Origin of the sequence: Streptomyces sp. NPDC048278 (assembly GCF_040652195.1) — a bacterium.
GTDB lineage: Bacteria > Actinomycetota > Actinomycetes > Streptomycetales > Streptomycetaceae > Streptomyces.
This window is the reverse complement of the sequence record NZ_JBEZLP010000012.1, coordinates 104,102-122,796: the sequence shown is the minus strand read 5'-3', so window position 1 is coordinate 122,796 and position 18,695 is coordinate 104,102. Positions and strand designations below refer to the sequence as shown.

Sequence of the window (18,695 nt, the reverse complement as noted above, 5' to 3'; positions counted from 1 at the left end):
TGCGACCGGCTTCGACGGCAGACGACTCCCGTGCCGCTCCGCACCGCAACGTGCTCCGGCTTCCTCGGGCAACTCCGGTCTGTGCGCGCGGTGTTCCGGATCGTCAGGAGGGCCGGCGGGGACGGATCGCCTACTGGGTCGCGTGCCGAGGCGTGGTCCGGTGGCGCAACAGCCAGCGCCAGCGGGGCTGTTCGAGTACGACCGACGCCGCGGCCAGTACGGTCGACACGGCCGCCGCCCATGCGGGCCACGCGAACCACGGCGCCACCGCTGCTGCGGCCACTTCGAGGAGCACGAGCAGAAGCATCGCCGCGCCGGGGATCGCCACCGGCGGATCGAAGGGGCGGTCGCCGGGTGTCCCGACGACCGCCGGCAGTGCGATCAGCAGGACCAGCGCGGCGATCGCGACCGCCCAGCCGGCCCGGTGCAGCGCCCACGGGGTGGCCGTCCAGCCGATCAGTTCGGTCAGGAACCGCAGTCCGGACGCGGCGTTGGCGCGGTTCGGGGAGTCGGCGGCCTGGGTCATGATCCCTCACCGGCACGGAGCGGCGCGGTGTCGGACCCGCCGAGGGCGGCGGTGACCTCGGCCCGCATGCCGTTGATGAGCATGTCGACGACGAACCGGTAGCTGTCGGCGGGTCCGCGCTCCATCTGGAAGGCGCCGTCGCTTTCGAGTCCCACGAAGCCGTGGATGACGGTGCGCAGGGCTCTGACCGCGTCGATGGCACGCTCGTCGGTCAGCCCGAAGCCGGCGATCACGTCGAACATGATCTGCACCGATTCGAGGGCCACCGCCTGGTATTCCTCGTCGTCGGGGCGAGGGGCGCGGACGCTGGCGGCGTACCGGCCGGGATGGTCGAGGGCCCACTTCCGGTACGACTCGGCGATCGCGCGGACCGCGTCCGGGCCGGACCGGCCGACGGCGGCCCGGGTCAGGACGGCGCCGATGTCACGGACGGCCTGGAGGCCGACGCCCCGCTGGAGGGCGTCCAGCGAATCCACGTGCTTGTACAGCGACGGTGTCCGCACGCCGACCCGCTCGGCCAGCAGGCCCATGGTCAGGCCGGCGAAGCCGACCTCGTCGGCGAGTTCGGACGCGGCGGTGATGACCGTGGCCCGGTCGAGTCCGGCCCTAGGCACGGGCCGTCTCCAGGAACGAGCGCACCAGGCCGACCACCGCCGAGGGGAACTGGACCTGCGGGTAGTGACCCGCCCCCGGAAGCATCTCCAGCCGGCCGACGCCTTCAGGCAGCGCGGCCACGATGGCCTCGCCCTCGGCCTTCGGGTCGCCCCAGTCGGGATCGAGGGTGCCCATGACGACCAGCACCGGGCAGCGCACGTTGCCGAGTTGGGCACCGGCGTCGGCGGCGCTGTTCATCTGCTTCTGGAGCGCCTTCATCCGGCCCGGCTCGTGCAGCATGGCATCGGTGCGCTCAAGGCTCGCGGCCCAGTCCGCCGGGCGCGGCTCGGGGGTCGCGATCTCCAGGTACTTGAGCCACTGCTTGTGGCTGCCGAGCATCGCGACGCCCGAGATCGCCGCCGCGCCCTTGCGGTAGCGGGACACGCCCAGCGCGCTCAGCGAGTACTCCACCTTGCGGGTGAACGGCGCCAGTTCGACGACGGCACTCACCAGGGCCGGTGCCTTGGCGGCGGCGATCGTCGCGGCACCGCCGGAGATGGAGTGGCCGACCAGCACCGCGGGACCGCCGAGGTGCTCGATCAGCGCGATCAGGTCGCCGGCGATGTCGGTGCGGGTGTAGGACGGCCACGTCGCGGTCGACTCGCCGCTGCCGCGCAGGTCCATGGCCGCGACCCGGTAACCGGCGGCCACCAGCTCCGGGGCCATGAACCGGTAGGCGTCGCGGCTCTGGCCGATCCCGTGCGCAAGCACCAGCAGCGGACCGGAGCCGGTCACCTCGTAGGCGAGGGTGCCGCCTTCCACGTTCAGGAACTCAGTCACGTCGACCTCCATGGCTAATGCTGATAGCTAAAAAGCTACTCGCATTAGCCAAGCTCGGTCAAGGGAGCGCCCACCGGGAGGACGGTCTGTCCTGCGGCGGCCCCTCAGCCGTCTGCGACGGCCCCTCAACGGTCTGCCGTGGCGGCTCAGCGGTCTGTCGTGGCGGCTCAGCTGTCTGTCGTGGCAGCGGCGAGGCGGTCGGCCAGCTCCCTGATCTCGGCCGGGCCGACCCGGCAGCAGCCGCCGACGAGCACCGCGCCGGCGGTGAGCCAGGAAGGTGCCAGGTCCGCGATCTCGTCCTGGGCGCCCGACCAGCTCCGGGTTCCGGGGTCCCAGACGCCGCCGCCGTTCGGGTAGACGACGCCGGGCAGCGCGGTGTTCAGGGCCAGCGCCGCGGCCGTGTCGGCGGCGGGGGCGCAGTTCACCCCCGTGGCGAGGACGGCGTCGCTGCTCCGGGCCAGCGCGAAGGCCTCGGCCAGCGGCTGGCCCGCGCTGGTGGTCGTCCCGCGGATGCTGTACGAGAGCCAGGCGGGGATGCCCAGGCCGTCCAGGGCGGTGAGTACGGCCTCCGCCTCCCGGAGGTCGGGAATGGTCTCGACGGCGAAGACGTCGGGGGCCGCCTCCGCCAGTGCCTCCAGCCGGGGGCGGTGGAAGCGGGTCAGCTCGGTCACGGTGAGGCCGTAGCCGCCGCGGTACTCCGAGCCGTCGGCCAGCATCGCGCCGTACGGGCCCACGGACGCCGCGACCCAGGCCGTTCCGGCGGCGTGCTCGGCGGCCTCGCGGGCCAGGCGCACGCTGCGTCGCAGCAGGTCCGTGGTCTCGGTGCGGGAGATGCCCAGCCGGGCGAAACCGTCGTAGGTGGCCTGGTAGGAGGCCGTGATGGCGACCTGGGCGCCCGCGGCGAAGTAGGCGCGGTGGACGGCCGTGATCGCGTCGGGGTCGTCGCGGAGCAGGCGGGCGGACCAGAGGGCGCCGCCCAGGTCGTGGCCCTGGGCCTCCAGCTCGTTGGACATACCGCCGTCCAGAACGAGGGGGCCGGCGGACAGGGCGTCGCGAAAGGTGGTCACAGCCGTCACAGCACTCACAGCACTTTCGTCACGAAGTCGCGGGTTCGGGGGTGGTCGGGGGCCGACAGGACACGGGCGGGCGGTCCGGACTCCAGGATCCGGCCGTCGTCGAAGAAGACGACCTCGTCGGCGACCTCGCGGGCGAAGCCCAGTTCGTGGGTGACGACGAGCATCGTCATGCCGTCGGCGGCGAGGCCCCGCATGACGTCCAGCACCTCCCCGACCAGCTCCGGGTCGAGCGCCGAGGTCGGCTCGTCGAACAGCATGAGCTTGGGCCGCATGGCCAGCGCGCGGGCGATGGCGACCCGTTGCTGCTGGCCGCCGGAGAGCTGGGCGGGGTAGGCGTCCCGCCGGTCGGCCAGCCCGACCCGGTCGAGCAGCGCCAGCGCCTCCTCGGTCGCCTCGGCGCGGGGGCGGCCCGCACCGACCGGTCCCTCGACGACGTTGGCGAGTGCCGTCAGGTGCGGGAAGAGATGGAAGCGCTGGAAGACCATGCCGATGTCACGGCGCTGCCGGGCCAGGTCACGGCGGCGCAGTGCGCGCAGCCCGTCCCGGTACGGCTCGTACCCGATCGGCGCGCCGTCCACCAGGATCCGGCCGCCGTCGGGCCGCTCCAGATGGTTCACGCACCGCAGGAAGGTGGACTTCCCCGAGCCGGAGGGCCCGATCACACAGGTCACCGTCCCGCGCGGCACGGACAGGTCGATCCCGCGCAGCACCTCTTGTCCGGCGAAGGACTTGCGGACCCCGGTGGCCTCGATCATCATCGGCTGCCGCCCTTCGCGAAGTGACGTTCGAGGTAGTGCTGGCCGATGTTCAGCAGGGTCGTGACGGCCAGGTACCAGATGCTGGCGACGATCAGCAGCGGGATCGTCTGGTAGGTGCGGGCGTACACGATCTGCACGGAGTACAGCAGTTCGGCGTAGGCGAGCACGCTCACCAGGGAGGTCGTCTTGAGCATGGAGATGGTCTCGTTGCCGACCGGCGGGATGATCACCCGCATCGCCTGGGGCAGGACGATCCGGCGCAGCGTCCGGGCCCGGGACAGGCCCAGCGCGTCCGCCGCCTCCGTCTGCCCGTGGTCGACCGAGACGATCCCGGCCCGGATGATCTCGGCGAGGTAGGCGGCCTCGTTGAGACCGAGTCCGAGCAGGGCCGCGGCGAAGGTCGTGATGACGGAGTTCGCCGGGACGCTGCCGATCGCCGGCAGGAGGGGCAGGTGCAGCGACAGCGTCGGGTACAGCGCGGAGATGAAACCCCAGAACAGCAGCTGGACGAGCAGCGGCGTACCCCGGAACAGCCAGATGTACGCCCAGCTGACGCTTCGCGCAACGGGGTTGTCCGACAGCCGCATGAGCGCCAGCGCGATGCCGAGCACGAGCCCGATCGCCATCGCGGCGGCGGTGAGTTCCAGGGTGGTCAGCAGGCCGGTCATCACGGTCCGGCTGAACAGCCAGGCGCCGACGGTGTCCCAGCCGAAGCGCCGGTTGGTGATCAGCGACTGGACCAGGCTCGCGGCCAGGACCACGACGACGAGGGTCAGCACCCACTGGCCCGGCCTGCGGCGCCGGTAGACCGGCAACTCCTCGCTCATGAGGCCGCGTTGATCTCGAACGTGTCCAGGGCGCCGGACTCCAGGCCCCACTTGGCGAGGATCTGCTCGTAACCGCCGCTCGCCTTCAGGTCGTCCAGCGCCGACTTGAGCAGCCCGGTCAGCTCGCTGTTCTTCGGTACGGCGATACCGAAGGGCGCGTTGCCGTAGGAGTCGCCGGTGACCTCCAGCTTGCCGCCGGACTGCTTGGCGGCGTAGGCGGCGACCGGCGAGTCGGCCAGGGCGGCGTCGGCACGGCCGCTGGTGACGGCGAGGTTCACCCCGGTGCCGTCCGGGAAGGTGCTGACCTTGATCGGCGTCTTGCAGGTCTTGGCACGGGCCGGCAGGTCCACGAGGGCCTGCGTGGACCCCTTGGCCACGGCGACGGTACGGCCGCACAGCGAGTCGCCCCCGGGCTTGAGCGCCTTCGGATTGCCGGCCGGGACGATCAGGGACGTACCCGCGTCGAAGTAGGTGACGAAGTCGACGACCTTCTCCCGCTCGGCGGTGTCCGTGAAGGAGGAGACGCCGAGCTGGTACTTGCCCGACTGGAGGCCCGGCAGGATCGAGTCGAAGGGCACGTTCACGATGGTGGCCTTGACGCCGAGGACCGTGCCGAGAGCCTTGTCGAGGTCGGCCTCGGCGCCGACGACCGTCTTGTTGTCGGCGGCGAAGAAGTCCATCGGCGGGTAGCTGACGTCACTGGCCACCTTGATCCCGCTCGACCGCAACGCGGCCGGGACCTTGGCGGCGAGCGTGGCGTTCTTCGTGATCGTGGCGGCTGCGGACGAAACGCCGGACGACGTGCCGGGGGAGGTAGCGGCCGGCTCGGAGGGGTCGGCGCAGCCCGCCAGCAGCAGCGTCGCGGAACCGAGGAGTACTAGCGGGCGCAGAGCGGACAAGGCGAACTCCAGACGAGCCTGATATGCGAGGGATGGCTGGAGACTACCTGGCGATGCGTAATGAGCAAATCTAGTTGCTCATCATGCACGCACCTTGCAATGAACCTGCAATGTAGGCGCAACGACGGCGCGCGGCGGTGCCGCGGCCCGGCGCTATGCTCGGCCCGCGATGACCACCGACAGCAGCCTCAAACGCGGCCTGGCCGTGCTCCGACTCTTCGCCGAGCATCCTGCGCAGGACCCACGCGGCCACACCGCCGCCGAGGTCGCCGTGCTCCTGGGCCGCGAACGCAGCCAGGTCTCCCGCATCCTGCGGAGCCTGGAGACGGCCCGGTTCCTGCGCCGGGATCCCGCGTCGCTGCGCTACACCGTCGCCTGGGAGCTGTACGCCCGCGCCCAGCAGATCACCGAGGCACGGCTGCGCCGGGACGGCCGCACCGCGCTGGAGGGGGTCGCCGCCGACACGGGGGAGTGCGCCTACCTGGGAGTCCTGCGCGGCGCCAGTTCGGTGACGATCCTTGAGTCGATGCCGCCTGCGCTGTCCTCGTTCGTGTCCTGGGTGGGTCGCGCCTATCCCGCCTACTGCAGCGACGCCGGCCAGGCCCTGCTGTTCGACGCAGACGACACGGAGGTCGCGGCCGTCCTCGCCCGCACCGCTTTCGTCCGGCACGGCCCCAACACCCCGGTCGACCTGGCCGACTTCCTGGCCCGGCTGGCCGCGGCCCGCGAGCGGGGCTACTCGATCGTCGACCAGGAGGCCGAGCCCGGCCTGTACTCGCTGGCCGCTCCGGTCAGGGACTTCCGCGGGGAGATCGTCGCCGCCGTACAGGTCGTCGGCCCGCGCCACCGCCTGGAGCCGACGACGGCTGCCGGCGCGGACGCGGTGCTCCGCTGGAGCGCCTGGCTGACCGCCGCACTGCGCTCGACGGAGACGGAGACGAACCCGGACTGAGCGTCCCTGGTTCAGCCGGGATCCGCCGGGGTTCGCCGAGACCTGAAGGGACCCGTCGGCGTTCACCGGGATCCGCGAGGTTCGCTGGGCCGCCGAGGGACCCGCCGCGACCCGCCGGGGTTGCCAGGTCCCGCCGAGGCTCAGCCCAGAAGCGACGCCAGTCGGGCCGCCGCGTCGCCGATCGCGGTGATGATCTCGTCCCGGTCGTCCCTGGCCGCCGCGTGCGGGACGACCGCGCTGACCGCCGCCACGACGTCCCCGTGCGGATCCCGCACCGGCGCGGCCACCTCCAGCACGTCCTCGTCGTACTCGCTCTCGCATACCGCGACCCCGCGCCCGGCGTCCGCGGTGACCCGCGCGAGGAGATCGTCCACGGTCCGCGGCGCGTAGGGGCCGCCCGCCCCGATGAAGTCCTCGCCGCCGAGGAGCCGCGTGACCTCCTCCCGCGAGTGGTCGAAGAGCAGCGCGCGTCCCGCCCCGGTGCACCAGACCGGCGTCAGCCGTCCGGCCCGTGCCCAGGAGAACTCGGCCCAGGCCGCCAGCTCGGCCCGCACCGAGAGCACCATCGCCCCACAGAGCACGTCCACGTACGCGCACGCCCCGAACCGGACCACCAGCCCCCGCAGCAGGGCCCGGCTCTCCACCCCCCACGGACCGGCCTCGGCCGCGACGGCCAGCAGATCCGCCCCGGCGCGGAACTCGTGTCCGTCCCGGGCGAGCGTCCCGGTGCCGACCAGGTCCCGCAGCAGCCGCGACGCCTGCCCCTTGTCCAGCCCGCTCTCCTCCGCCAGCCGGACCACACCGGGCCCGCCCCGGCTGTCGAGCTCCCCGCGAACCACCCGCTCCGTCAGCCCGAGCCCCCGGGCCAGTGCCCCCGTCGCCACGTCCATGCGCCGGATGCTACAGACCCCGCGCGTGCCGGCCGAGATCCTCCTCGGGCTTCTGCCGGACGCCGACCGGGACAGGACCCTCCCGCGCACCCCCGCTGTCCTCCTGGACGTCGGCACCGCTCCGTCGACCGCCGCCGCCCTGCTCGGCACCCGGCGGGCGCAATGGGGCCTGTGCGCGGCTGCCGGGGGCGGTCCGCTCGGCTCTGTTCCGGCCATACTGAACGGGTGTGGCCGTCGGCAGCCGACGGCTGAACAGGGAGGGACGGTTGTGGCAGAGGGCGGGTCACGGGTGGAGCGTCGTCCGTACGCGAAGGGGGAGGCGCGGCGTGCGGAGATCCTGGCCGCGGCGCTGGCCGCGTTCGCGGTGCAGGGGTACCGGGGTTCGTCGCTCAGGGACATCGCGGCGGAGACCGGGGTGTCGGCGTCGGGGATCCTGCATCACTTCGGGAGCAAGGACGCGCTGCTGACCGCCGTTCTCGCGGAACGCGAGCGCCTGGACAAAGAGCTTCATCCGGTGGAGAACCGGCCGGCCGAGGCGGCCGACTACTTCCGGAACATGATCGACTACAACATGTCGCAGCCGGGGCTGGTGCGGCTGTTCGCGACGCTGGTGGCGGAGGCGGCCGATCCGGACCATCCGGCGCACGCGTGGTTCGTCGAGCGGTACGAGGGCGCCCGGGAGCATGTGCGGGCGGTGCTGGCCGAGGATCTCGCCCTGCTGGGGGAAGCGGAGCGCGGGGCGACGGTCCAGCTGTTCATGGCGGTGAGCGACGGTCTGCAGACGCAGTGGCTGCTGGACCCGGAACGTGACATGCGGGCCGGAATGGACCTCTTCGTCGACCTCTACGTCCGTGCCAAGCGGTACCGGGAGAACGCGGGGGCGGCGGGCCAGGCGGAGCCCGGGCCCACCGCGACGGCGGAGCCCGGGCGGGTACGGCAGGTGCGGCTGGGACCGAAGGGCGCCGCGGTCGCCGACCGGCTGGAGAGCTACGGGCACCAGGGGCGGCTGGCGGACGGCCGGGTGCCCACGTCCTACGAGGCGGAGGTCGAGGCGGCCTGCGCCGCGCTCAGTGCGGCGCTCACGCGGCGAGGGGCGGGCTGGGGCGACGTCGTCGAGGTGCGGACCCTCCACGTCGACCTGGCCGGCTCGTATCTCGACGTCACCGGCGAGGTGCTGAGCGCCAGGACGGGTGGCCGGGACGTCTCCTGGCTGGCCCAGGCCGCCCCCGACCTCGCCCGTGACGGTGTGCGTGTCGAGGTCGGTGCGGTTGCCCTGGTGCCGCGTTCGGGCGCCGGCGGTTGAAAGGGGCCGTCGCCGCGGGGACTCTGCGGCGACGGGGACCCGGTCCGCGCATGTCCGCGCGGTGGTGAAAGCTCCCGGTGAGACCGGAGCCGTCGGGGCCGTGGAACCCGTTGTCACCGTCCCGGCCGTCTCCCTCGTGTCGGTGCGTCCCGGCAGCGACGGCTTCGGCGACCCGTGACCCGGGCAGAGACTTCCCGTAGACACTGAATGGTCGTACAGCGTTATGGTGAGGCAGTTGGGCCAAACCTGAACGGCACTGTGTCCGCGGCGGCGTGCCGTGGGGGAGCGTGTTCGCGGTCGGCCGGAGAGGGAGTGGGTGTGGCGGAGGACGCGTCTCCGGCGGGTCGCCGTGTCTATGCGAAGGGGGAGGCGCGGCGTGCGGAGATCCTGGCCGCGGCGCTGGCCGCGTTCGCGGTGCAGGGGTACCGGGGTTCGTCGCTCAGGGACATCGCGGCGGACACGGGGGTGTCGGCGTCGGGGATCCTGCATCACTTCGGGAGCAAGGACGCGCTGCTGACCGCGGTGCTGGACGAGCGCGAGCGCCTGGACAGGGGTCTCTTCCCGGTGGAGAGCCGGCCGGCCGAGGCGGCGGGCTACTTCCGGAACCTGATCGCGTACAACATGTCGCAGCCGGGGCTGGTGCGGCTGTTCGCCACGCTGGCGGCGGAGGCGGCCGATCCCGGGCATCCGGCGCACGGGTGGTTCGTCAGCCGGTACGAGGCCGCGCGGGAGCATGTGCGGGCGGTGCTGGCCGAGGACCTGGAGGCGCTGGGGGAGGCCGAGCGGGACGCGACGGCCCAGCTGTTCATGGCGGTGAGCGACGGTCTGCAGACGCAGTGGCTGCTGGACCCGGAACGCGACATGCGGGCGGGCATGGACCTGTTCGTGGAGCTGTACCGGCTGGCACGGAACGCCGGAAAGCCGCGGAACGCCGGATGGCCTTCCGGCGCGCCCGGCTGGGTGCGGCACCGGAGCCTGGGGCCGGACGGGGCGGTCGCGGCCGACCGGCTGGAGAGCTTCGGGCACCACGGGCGGTTGCGTGACGGCCGTACGCCCTCCCGCCTGGAGGCCGAGGTCGAGGCGGCCTGTGCCGCGCTCTGTGCCGCCCTCGCGGCGCGCGGCTACGGCTGGGAGGACGTCGTCGAGATCCGCACCCTGCATGTCGAGGTGACCGACCACGTCCTCGACGTGACGGGAGGGGTGCTGCGGGACAGGGTGGGGGAGCGGGAGGTGTCCTGGCTGGCGGAGGGCGCTCCCGGGCTCGCCGGGGACGGTCTGCGCGTCGAGGTCGGAGCCGTCGCCCTGGCCCACAGGGATAGCTGAACACATGTACTGCTTTTAGGGCCGGACCGGGCGCGGTATGCCCGGTTCGGCCGAAGAAGGTAAACCGTTTGTAACGGAACTGCGTACTCGTCTTGTCAATCTCTGAACGATAGTTCAGTGTCTTCGCATCGGGTTCGGAGAGCATGACGGTGGACGGACCCGAACCCCGCGCGTCGACGGTCCTGACGCCGTAGGCGCGCGGGGTCGGCATCGATCCGTGCCCCCGTCTCCCCCCCACGTCTTCGACCCATTTCTGGCCGGTCCTGAGAAAGACGAGCCCATGAAGAAGAGAATCCTCCCGGTCGCCGCGCTGGCGACGGCGTCCGTACTCGTGCTGGCCGGGTGCGGCGGCTCCGCCTCCGGTGGTTCGGGTACGGCGGACAGCCTCCGCCTCGGCGTCGCCGCCAACCCGACCACGTGGAACCCGGCCAACTCCGACGGCGGCGTCAACACCCTGTTCTTCCAGGCTCTCTACGACTCCCTGCTGCGACTGACCCCGGCTGGCGAGGTCGCGCCGGGCCTGGCCAAGTCCTGGTCCTACGACGCGAACCAGACCGTGCTGACCCTCAAGCTCCGGCAGGGCGCCAAGCTGGGCGACGGCACCGCGTTCGACTCCTCGCTGGTCGCGCCGAGCCTGATGGCCACCAAGAACGGCTCCGGCGGCTTCGCGGCCTCGCTGGCCTCCCTGAAGTCGGTCACGGCCCCGGACGCGTCGACCGTCGAACTGCACCTGAGCACCCCCGACCCCGCCCTGCTGTACAACCTCGGCCTCGGCGCGAGCTACATCCTGCCGCCCGCCGCGCTCAAGGGCAGCGGCCTGACCACCAAGCCGGCGCCCACCGGGCCGTACAGCCTGGACACCGCGCAGACCGTGGCCGGCAGCAAGTACACGTTCACGAAGAACGCCAAGTACTGGGACGCGGCCTCCTACCCGTACAAGACGCTCACCCTCACGGTGATGGCGGACGACACGGCGCGGCTGAACGCCGTGCAGTCGAAGCAGGTCGACGCGATCAACGGCAAGATCACGATGATCGACGCCGCCAAGTCCGCCGGCCTCACCACCAAGAGCGCCCCGCTGGACATGCAGGGCCTGGTGATCGGCGACCGGGCGGGCAAGCTGGTTCCGGCCCTCAAGGACGTGCGGGTCCGCCAGGCGATCAACTACGCCATCGACGGCAAGGGCATCCTGAAGTCCATCGACAAGGGCTACGGCACCGCCACCTCCCAGATCTTCAACCCGAACGGCGAGGCGTACGACCCGGCGCTGAACTCCCGCTACCCGTACAACCCGCAGAAGGCCAGGCAGCTGCTCGCCGCGGCCGGCTACAAGAACGGGTTCACCCTGCCCATGGCGTCGATCTCCGCGGCCTGGGGCAGCTTCGAGCCGGTGTTCAAGGAGCAGCTGGACGCCGTCGGCATCAAGGTGAAGTTCACGACCGTCCAGGCCGCCGACATCATCAAGGCGTTCTCCGACTACCCGGTCTTCATGGTCACCTGGCAGACCGCCAAGGAGTCCTACGTCGACGTCCTCCAGATGCTCAGCAAGACCAGCCTGATCAACCCGCAGAAGACCAGCGACCCGAAGGCCGAGGCGCTGATCGAGAAGATGCGGACCGGCAGCGAGCAGGAGCGCGCCACGGCGGGCAAGCAGCTCAGCGCCTACCTCGTCGACCAGGCCTGGTTCGACCCGTGGGCCACCGTGAACAGCTCGGTGGTGATCGCGAACAAGTCGGTCGAGTTCGACCTGCAGACCGGCAACGTCGTGCCGTCGCTGCGGTTCTTCACCCCGGCCTCCTGACCCACCGAACTCGCCCTCAAGGCCCGGGAGGTGCCTGAGATGTTGACCTACGTCGGCCGTCGTCTGGCCGGTGGCGTGCTCCTCGTCCTCATCGTCGTGACCCTGACGTTCTTCGTGCTGCACGCCTTCAGCGGCGACATCGCGGCGAGCCTGTCCGGGAAGACGGCGACGGCCGCCCAGATCGACGTGCGCCGCCGGCAACTGGGGCTCGACCAGCCCCTGTTCAGCCAGTACTGGGAGTGGCTGTCGCACGCGGTCCGCGGCGACCTGGGCACCTCCTGGACCACCAGCGAGTCCGTGTCCGACGCCATCGACGTACGGCTGCCCGTGACCCTGGTCCTGGCCGTCGGAGCCACCCTGGTCTCCGCCGTGCTGGGCATCGCCGCGGGTACCTGGGCGGCCGTCCGCCGCGGCGCGCTCGACCCGGTCCTCCAGATCTTCGTGGTGGCGGGCTACGCCTTCCCGGGCTTCTGGCTGGCCCTCGTCCTGTCGTCGTTCTTCGCCGTGAAGCTCGGCTGGTTCCCCGCGACGGGTTACGTGCCCTTCACCCAGTCACCCGGCGACTGGCTGTCCTCCATCGTCCTGCCCGTCACCGCGCTGGTGCTCGGGGTGACGGCCACCGTCGCCCAGCAGACCCGCAACGCCACCGTGCAGGTCCTGGGCACCGACTACGTCCGCACGCTGCGCAGCCGGGGCCTGACCACCAGGCGGCTGCTGCTGGTCAACGTGCTGCGCAACGCGGCGCCCGCCTCGCTCACCACTCTGTCGCTGTCGTTCATCGGTCTGCTCAGCGGAACGATCGTCGTCGAGAACGTCTTCGCCCTGCCGGGCCTCGGCTCCCTCGCCAACACCGCGACCACCTCCCGGGACATCCCGGTGGTGATGGGCGTGATGCTGATCATGGTGCTGCTGGTGGTCGCGGTGAACATCGTGCTCGACCTGGCCCAGGCCTGGGCCAACCCGAAGGTGCGTATCTGATGAGCAATCCCCAACTCCCGGCCGTCGGCGCGCTCGACGCGGTCACGGCGCGGCCCGCCGAAGCGGTACGGCGCCGAGGTGCGCTCCGCGCCCTGGTCAGCCGCCCGCTGGCCGCCGTCGCCCTCGCCGTCCTGGTCCTGATCGTGCTGGCGAGCGTGTTCGCCCCACTGCTGACCAGCCAGTCCCCGACCAGGGTCGACCTGAACCTGGTGCTGGCCCCGCCCGGCGGCGACCACCTGCTGGGCGGGGACGGCAGCGGACGGGACGTCTTCGCCCGGCTGCTGTACGGCGGTCGCTCAAGCCTGCTGTCCGCCGCCATCGCGCTGGGCACCGCCCTGGTGCTCGGCGTCCCCGCGGGCCTGCTCTCGGGCTACCGCGGGGGACGCCTCGACGCGGTGGCCACCTGGATCGGCAACCTGCTCCAGTCCATCCCCGCCGTCGTCGCCCTGCTCGCGGTCATCGCCGCCCTGGGCTCCTCGATCGCACCCTCCATGATCGCCTTCGGCGTCCTGCTGGCCCCCGGCGCCTTCCAGCTCACCCGTTCCGCGGTGCGCGGCGTACGCGGCGAGCTGTACGTGGACGCCGCCCGGGTCTCCGGACTGAGCGAGACCCGCATCATGCGCCGGCACATCCTCACCGTGGTGCGCCCGCCCCTGGTCATCTGGGCGACGCTGCTGGTCGGAGCCGTCATCGTCACCCAGGCCGGCCTCCAGTACCTCGGCGTCGGCGACACCACCTCCGCCAGCTGGGGCGCGATGGTCAACGACGCCCAGCGCAACATCTACACACGCCCCTCGCTGCTCTACCCGCCGGGCCTCGCGATCGGCATCACCGCCGCCTGCTTCGGCATCCTCGGCGCCGCGCTCGGCGACGTGCTGACCGGGGACGGCCGCACCCGGCGCGGACGCGGGAAGCAGACGTCCGCACGGACCGCCGTACCGGCCGCCGCGCAGGACGCCGCCGAGCCGCAGCCGGACGCCCTGGTCGAGGTGCGCGACCTGCGGGTCTCCTACACCCGGCCGGACGGGGAGGACAAGCAGGTCGTGCACGGCATCAGCCTCGCCGTCCGCCCCGGTGAAGTGCTCGGCCTGGTCGGCGAGTCGGGATCCGGCAAGACCCAGACCGCCTTCGCCCTGCTCGGCCTGCTCCCGCGCGAGGCCCGGGTCGAGGCGGCCACCCTGCGCATGGCCGACCACGACCTGACCCGGCTGAACTCCCGGCAGTGGCAGGACCTGCGCGGCCGTCGCATGGCCTACATCCCGCAGGACCCCATGTCCAACCTCGACCCGTCCTTCCCCGTCGGCCGGCAACTCGTCGTACCCCTGCGGCGGCATCTGGGCCTGTCCCGCCAGGAGGCGGCCACCCGGGCCCTCGACCTGCTCGACCGGGTGGGCGTGGCGGACCCCCGCAAGACCTTCGAGGACTACCCGCACCAGCTCTCCGGCGGCCTCGCCCAGCGCGTCCTGATCGCCGGAGCGGTCTCCTGCGACCCGGAGTTCCTGGTCGCCGACGAGCCGACGACCGCGCTGGACGTCACCGTCCAGGCCGAGGTCCTCGACCTGCTGCGCGGCCTGCAGAAGGAGTACGGCATGAGCATGCTGCTGGTCACCCACGACCTCGGCGTGGTCGCCGACCTGTGCGACCGGGTCGCCGTCATGCGCGACGGACACCTGGTGGAGACCGCGCCCGCCCGGCAGATCTTCGCCGCGCCGCGGCACGAGTACACGCGCACCCTCCTGGCCTCCGGCCTGGAGCACGCCGACCCCCGCCCGCCGCTCGGCGCCGCCGCCGACGCCGTACCCCCGGCAGGTGCCCGATGAGCCCGCAGACCGCTCCCGTCCTCCAAGTCGGCGACCTGGTCGTCGAGTTCGCCGCGAAGGGCCGGGGCCGCACACCGTTCCGCGCGCTCGACGGCGTGAGCCTCGACGTCAGGCCCGGGGAGACCCTCGGTGTCGTGGGGGAGTCGGGTTCCGGCAAGACCACCATCGGCCGGGCCGTCCTCGGCCTGAACCCGGTGACCTCCGGCTCGATCGTGTTCGACGGCAAGGACATCGCCGGCGCGGGCCCGCGGGAACGCCGGGCCCTGGCCGCCGACCTCCAGGTCGTCTTCCAGGACCCCTACTCCTCCCTCAACCCCGCCCTCACCATCGAGGACATCCTCAGCGAACCGCTGGAGGCGGCCGGTACGGACCGCCGTACGGCACGTGCCCGGGTCGCCGAACTGCTCGACCAGGTACGGCTGCCCGCCGACTCCGGACAGCGGCTGCCCCGCGAGTTCTCCGGCGGCCAGCGCCAGCGCATCGCCATCGCCCGCGCGCTGACCCGCTCCCCGAAGCTCGTCATCTGCGACGAGCCGACCAGCGCCCTGGACCTCACCACCCAGGCCCTGGTCCTGGACCTGCTCATCGAGATCCAGCAACGCACCGGCGTCGCCTACCTGTTCATCTCGCACCAGCTGGGCGTGGTCCGCAGGATCAGCCACCGCGTCGCCGTCATCCACCGCGGCCGGATCGTCGAGTCGGGCCCCGCCACCGAGGTCACCGACAAGCCCCAGCACCCCTACACCCGCAAGCTGCTGCTGTCCGCGCCGGTCGCGGACCCGGCCGAACAGGCCAAGCGCAGGGAAGCCCGGCACGCCCTGGCCGCCGTCACCGGAGAGCACGACTCATGACCCTGATCGACCTCAGCCACCCTTTGGAACACGGCGTGGAGACCTATCCCGGGTTTCCGGCACCGGTGATGCAGGCGCACATCGGCTACGACGAGTCGACCGAAATGATCGCCGAGGGGCGGGAGTTCGGCATCGACCTCATCACCCTCGTCGGCGGCTCGGCCACCTACATCGACGCCCCCCGCCACATGGACCGGCACGGCGCGGACATCGCGGCGCTCCCGCTCGACCGCCTGGTGGACGTGTTCGCCGTCGTGGTCCCGGCCCCGGCCGACGGGCGCCGCGAGTACCTGCCGGCCGATTTCGACGGACTCGACCTCACGGGCCGCGCGGTGCTCCTGGCCACCGGCTGGGACCGGCACTGGGCGACCCCCGCCTACGGAACGGGTTCCCCCTACCTGGGCCCGGCCGCGGCCCACCGGCTCGTCCAGGCCCGGCCCGCCTTCGTCGGCATCGACGCCGTGCTCCTCGACGACGTCGACGACCCCGATCCGCGGCCACTGCGCGAAGCCCACGTCAGCCTGCTCGGCGCGGGCATCGCGATCGTCGAGAACATGACCGGCCTGACCACCCTGCCCTGGACGGGCACCAGGGTCACGGCGGTACCGGCGGCCGTCAGAGGCGTCGGATCCTTCCCCGTCCGAGTCTTCGCCCGCGCGGACTGAACCCCCAACACCACCGAGGAACCCATCTTCATGACGCACGAACCCCGCAGCGGACTGCTGCCCGTGGACGAGGCAACCCTGCGCACCCGCCTGGCCGCGCTGACCCTGGAGCAGAAGGTCACCCTGCTCACCGGCGCCGACGCCTGGCACGTCCCGGGCTGCCCGGAGATCGGCCTGTCGTCCGTGCTGCTGTCCGACGGCCCCAACGGGGTGCGCGGCAAGCGCTTCAACGAGGAGCGCGACCCCGCCCTGCTGCTGCCCAACCTCGCCGCGCTGGCCGCCACCTGGGACACCGCCGCGCTGCACAGGGCCGGCGAGATCCTCGGCGACGAGGCCCGCCGCAAGGGCGTCCACGTGGTGCTCGGCCCCACCATCAACATCCAGCGGGTCCTGAACGGCGGCCGGAACTTCGAGAACTTCTCCGAGGACCCGCTGCTCACCGCCCGGCTCGGCGCCGCCTACGTCGAAGGCATCCAGTCCCGCGGCGTCGGCGCCTGCCCCAAGCACTACGTGGGCAACGAGTCCGAGACCGACCGCACCCGCTACGACGTCCAGGTGGACGAGCGCACGCTGCGCGAGGTGTACCTGGCCCCGTTCGAGGCCGCCGTCGCCGCCGGAGCCGCCACGGTCATGGCCGCGTACAACTCCGTGCGCGGCGCGACGATGACCGCCAACGGACCGCTCAACAACGACGTTCTCAAGGGCGAGTTCGGCTTCGACGGCGTGCTGCTCTCGGACTGGCGGGCCACCCAGCTCACCGAGGGCCCGGCGCTCGGCGGACTCGACCTGGTCATGCCAGGACCGGAGGGCCCCTGGGGCTCCGCCCTGGTCGCGGCGGTGAAGGAGGGCCGGGTCCCGGAGACGGCGATCGACGACAAGGTGCTCCGGCTGCTCCGGCTCGCCGCGCGCGTCGGGGCGCTCGACGCCGCGGCCCCGGAGAGCGGCCTCGCCGCGGCTCCGCCGCCCGCCGAACGCCGCCCGGAACTGCGCGAGTTGACCGCCAGGACCTTCGTCCTGCTGAAGAACGACGGATTCCTGCCGCTGCGCTACGACGGCCCGCGCCGGGTGGCCCTGATCGGGCCCGCCGCCGTCGCCCCCGCCTACCAGGGCGGCGGCAGCGCCGCACTCAACTCCGCGACCCTCACCGACCCCGTCGCGGGACTGCGCTCGGCCCTGCCGAGCGGCACCCGGCTCACGGTCCACCGGGGGGTTCCCTCCCGCACGAACCTCGAACCCCTCGCCGTCGAGGCCACCCTCGACACCGTCACCGGCCGGCCCGGCGGCCTGCTGGAGTTCCTGGACGCCGACGGCGAAGTACTGCTCGCCGAGCACCGGCACAGCTACAGCCTCAGCTGGATAGGCTTCCCCGGCGCGCCCGCCCTCCCCCCGAGCACCGCCCTCATGCGGCTGCGCACGCTCCTGAACGCACCGCGCCCCGGCCGCCACACCTTCGCCCTGAGCGGCACCGGCCCCCTGGAGCTGTCGCTCGACGGCGACGTCGTCCTGCGTTCCGACTCCGCGGCCCGCGACGGCATGGAGGACGTGATGCGCCGCAGCGCCGACAGCCGCGTCACCGTCGACCTCGACGGCGGGGACGTCGAGGTCGAGGTCCTCCTGCGGCCCACCGTCGAGGCCCCGGACGTGTCCCTCGTCGAACTGCTCCTCGGCCACGACGCGAGCCCGCTGACCGAGGACGAGGAGTTCGACGCCGCCGTCGCCGCCGCACGCGAGGCCGACACGGTCGTCCTCCTGCTGGGCACCTCCGACGAGGTCGAGAGCGAGACCTTCGACCGGCCTAACCTGTCCCTGCCGGGCCGCCAGGACGAGTTGGCCGCCGCTGTGATCGCGGCCAACCCCGACACGGTCGTCGTCGTCAACGCCTCGTCCCCGGTACTGATGCCGTGGGCCGAGGACGCCCGCGCCGTGCTGTGGACGTTCTTCGGCGGCCAGGAGTACGGCGACGCGGTCGCCGACGTCCTGTACGGCGTCACCGAGCCCGGCGGCCGGCTCACGATGACCTTCCCCCGGGCCGCCGAGGACGCGCCCGTGCCCGACGCCGTGCCGACCGAGGGCTGCCGCCTGGACTACACCGAGGGGCTCCTGGTCGGCTACCGCGGCTACGACGCCGCCGGCACCGAACCGCAGTACGCCTTCGGACACGGCCTCGGCTACACCGACTGGGACTTCGTCTCGGCCGCCACCGCCCCGGACGCGCGCGAGTCCCTCGCCGCCGGGGAGGACGCCGTGGTCACCGTACGGATCCGCAACACCGGCGACCGCCGTGGCCGTCAGGTCGTGCAGGCCTACGCCGACCGGGTGGACGGCGACGAGGCGGCGCCGCTCCGGCAGCTCGTCGGCTTCGCCTCGGCCGAACTCGACGCCGGTGCCGAGGCCGACGTGGAGGTGAGGATCTCCCGCCGGGCGCTCTCCCGCTACCTCGACGCCGGGTGGGAACTGCCCGGAGCACCGCGCCCGGTGCGGGTCGGGCCGTCGTCGCGCGCGCTGCCGCTCACGGTGACGGTCTGACGTCCGCCCGCGCGGACGGGGAAGACACGTCAGCAATGAAGTACGAGCAACAAGGAAAGGTGATCC

The 18,695-nt window shown here is 72.4% G+C and carries 17 protein-coding genes; 9 read left to right on the top strand and 8 right to left on the bottom strand.

Annotation, left to right across the window (positions count from 1 at the left end; translation table 11 throughout):
• Nucleotides 1-130 precede the first annotated feature (130 nt).
• From AB0D74_RS22130 to AB0D74_RS22100, 7 genes are all read right to left on the bottom strand, one after another.
• Entirely contained in the window at nt 131-526 is a 396-nt protein-coding gene (locus AB0D74_RS22130; protein ID WP_362589432.1) for a hypothetical protein, read from the bottom strand.
• Nucleotides 523-1,140, bottom strand: coding sequence for a WHG domain-containing protein (locus AB0D74_RS22125; protein WP_362589429.1), 618 nt, complete (start codon nt 1,138-1,140; stop codon nt 523-525). The genes AB0D74_RS22130 and AB0D74_RS22125 overlap by 4 nt, the downstream gene beginning before the upstream one ends.
• Entirely contained in the window at nt 1,133-1,960 is an 828-nt protein-coding gene (locus AB0D74_RS22120) for an alpha/beta hydrolase (RefSeq protein ID WP_362589426.1), read from the bottom strand. The genes AB0D74_RS22125 and AB0D74_RS22120 overlap by 8 nt, the downstream gene beginning before the upstream one ends.
• A 167-nt stretch (nt 1,961-2,127) precedes the next feature.
• Nucleotides 2,128-3,027: a homocysteine S-methyltransferase gene (mmuM, locus tag AB0D74_RS22115; protein WP_362589423.1), complete on the bottom strand. Its 900-nt coding sequence runs from the start codon at nt 3,025-3,027 to the stop codon at nt 2,128-2,130.
• 14 nt (nt 3,028-3,041) lie between these two features.
• Nucleotides 3,042-3,791: an amino acid ABC transporter ATP-binding protein gene (locus AB0D74_RS22110; RefSeq protein WP_362589862.1), complete on the bottom strand. Its 750-nt coding sequence runs from the start codon at nt 3,789-3,791 to the stop codon at nt 3,042-3,044.
• Nucleotides 3,791-4,621, bottom strand: coding sequence for an amino acid ABC transporter permease (locus tag AB0D74_RS22105; protein ID WP_362589420.1), 831 nt, complete (start codon nt 4,619-4,621; stop codon nt 3,791-3,793). Before AB0D74_RS22105 ends, AB0D74_RS22110 begins: the two co-directional genes overlap by 1 nt.
• Entirely contained in the window at nt 4,618-5,520 is a 903-nt protein-coding gene (locus tag AB0D74_RS22100; protein ID WP_362589417.1) for an ABC transporter substrate-binding protein, read from the bottom strand. The genes AB0D74_RS22105 and AB0D74_RS22100 overlap by 4 nt, the downstream gene beginning before the upstream one ends.
• A 169-nt stretch (nt 5,521-5,689) precedes the next feature.
• Between AB0D74_RS22100 and AB0D74_RS22095 the strand changes: the two genes are divergently transcribed.
• Nucleotides 5,690-6,472: an IclR family transcriptional regulator gene (locus AB0D74_RS22095; RefSeq protein ID WP_362589414.1), complete on the top strand. Its 783-nt coding sequence runs from the start codon at nt 5,690-5,692 to the stop codon at nt 6,470-6,472.
• A 140-nt stretch (nt 6,473-6,612) separates the two neighbouring features.
• On the opposite strand, the gene AB0D74_RS22090 is transcribed toward AB0D74_RS22095, so the two are convergent.
• Nucleotides 6,613-7,362 (bottom strand): IclR family transcriptional regulator C-terminal domain-containing protein, encoded by a 750-nt coding sequence (locus AB0D74_RS22090; protein ID WP_362589411.1) that lies wholly within the window; start codon nt 7,360-7,362, stop codon nt 6,613-6,615.
• 25 nt (nt 7,363-7,387) lie between these two features.
• Between AB0D74_RS22090 and AB0D74_RS22085 the strand changes: the two genes are divergently transcribed.
• The 8 genes from AB0D74_RS22085 (at nt 7,388) to AB0D74_RS22050 (ending at nt 18,629) form a co-directional block, all read left to right on the top strand.
• Nucleotides 7,388-8,665, top strand: a complete 1,278-nt coding sequence (locus tag AB0D74_RS22085; protein WP_362589409.1) for a TetR family transcriptional regulator — start codon at nt 7,388-7,390, stop codon at nt 8,663-8,665.
• A 318-nt stretch (nt 8,666-8,983) separates the two neighbouring features.
• Nucleotides 8,984-9,988 (top strand): TetR family transcriptional regulator, encoded by a 1,005-nt coding sequence (locus AB0D74_RS22080; protein WP_362589406.1) that lies wholly within the window; start codon nt 8,984-8,986, stop codon nt 9,986-9,988.
• Nucleotides 9,989-10,268: 280 nt separating this feature from the next.
• Nucleotides 10,269-11,789, top strand: a complete 1,521-nt coding sequence (locus tag AB0D74_RS22075) for an ABC transporter substrate-binding protein (protein ID WP_362589403.1) — start codon at nt 10,269-10,271, stop codon at nt 11,787-11,789.
• 39 nt (nt 11,790-11,828) lie between these two features.
• Nucleotides 11,829-12,767 (top strand): ABC transporter permease, encoded by a 939-nt coding sequence (locus AB0D74_RS22070; RefSeq protein WP_362589400.1) that lies wholly within the window; start codon nt 11,829-11,831, stop codon nt 12,765-12,767.
• Entirely contained in the window at nt 12,767-14,587 is a 1,821-nt protein-coding gene (locus AB0D74_RS22065) for a dipeptide/oligopeptide/nickel ABC transporter permease/ATP-binding protein (protein ID WP_362589397.1), read from the top strand. Before AB0D74_RS22070 ends, AB0D74_RS22065 begins: the two co-directional genes overlap by 1 nt.
• Nucleotides 14,584-15,438, top strand: coding sequence for an ATP-binding cassette domain-containing protein (locus AB0D74_RS22060; protein ID WP_362589394.1), 855 nt, complete (start codon nt 14,584-14,586; stop codon nt 15,436-15,438). Before AB0D74_RS22065 ends, AB0D74_RS22060 begins: the two co-directional genes overlap by 4 nt.
• Nucleotides 15,435-16,103 (top strand): cyclase family protein, encoded by a 669-nt coding sequence (locus AB0D74_RS22055; protein WP_362589391.1) that lies wholly within the window; start codon nt 15,435-15,437, stop codon nt 16,101-16,103. The genes AB0D74_RS22060 and AB0D74_RS22055 overlap by 4 nt, the downstream gene beginning before the upstream one ends.
• A gap of 30 nt (nt 16,104-16,133) precedes the next feature.
• A complete protein-coding gene (locus AB0D74_RS22050) occupies nt 16,134-18,629 on the top strand; it encodes a glycoside hydrolase family 3 C-terminal domain-containing protein (RefSeq protein WP_362589388.1) in 2,496 nt (831 codons plus the stop codon).
• Nucleotides 18,630-18,695 lie beyond the last annotated feature (66 nt).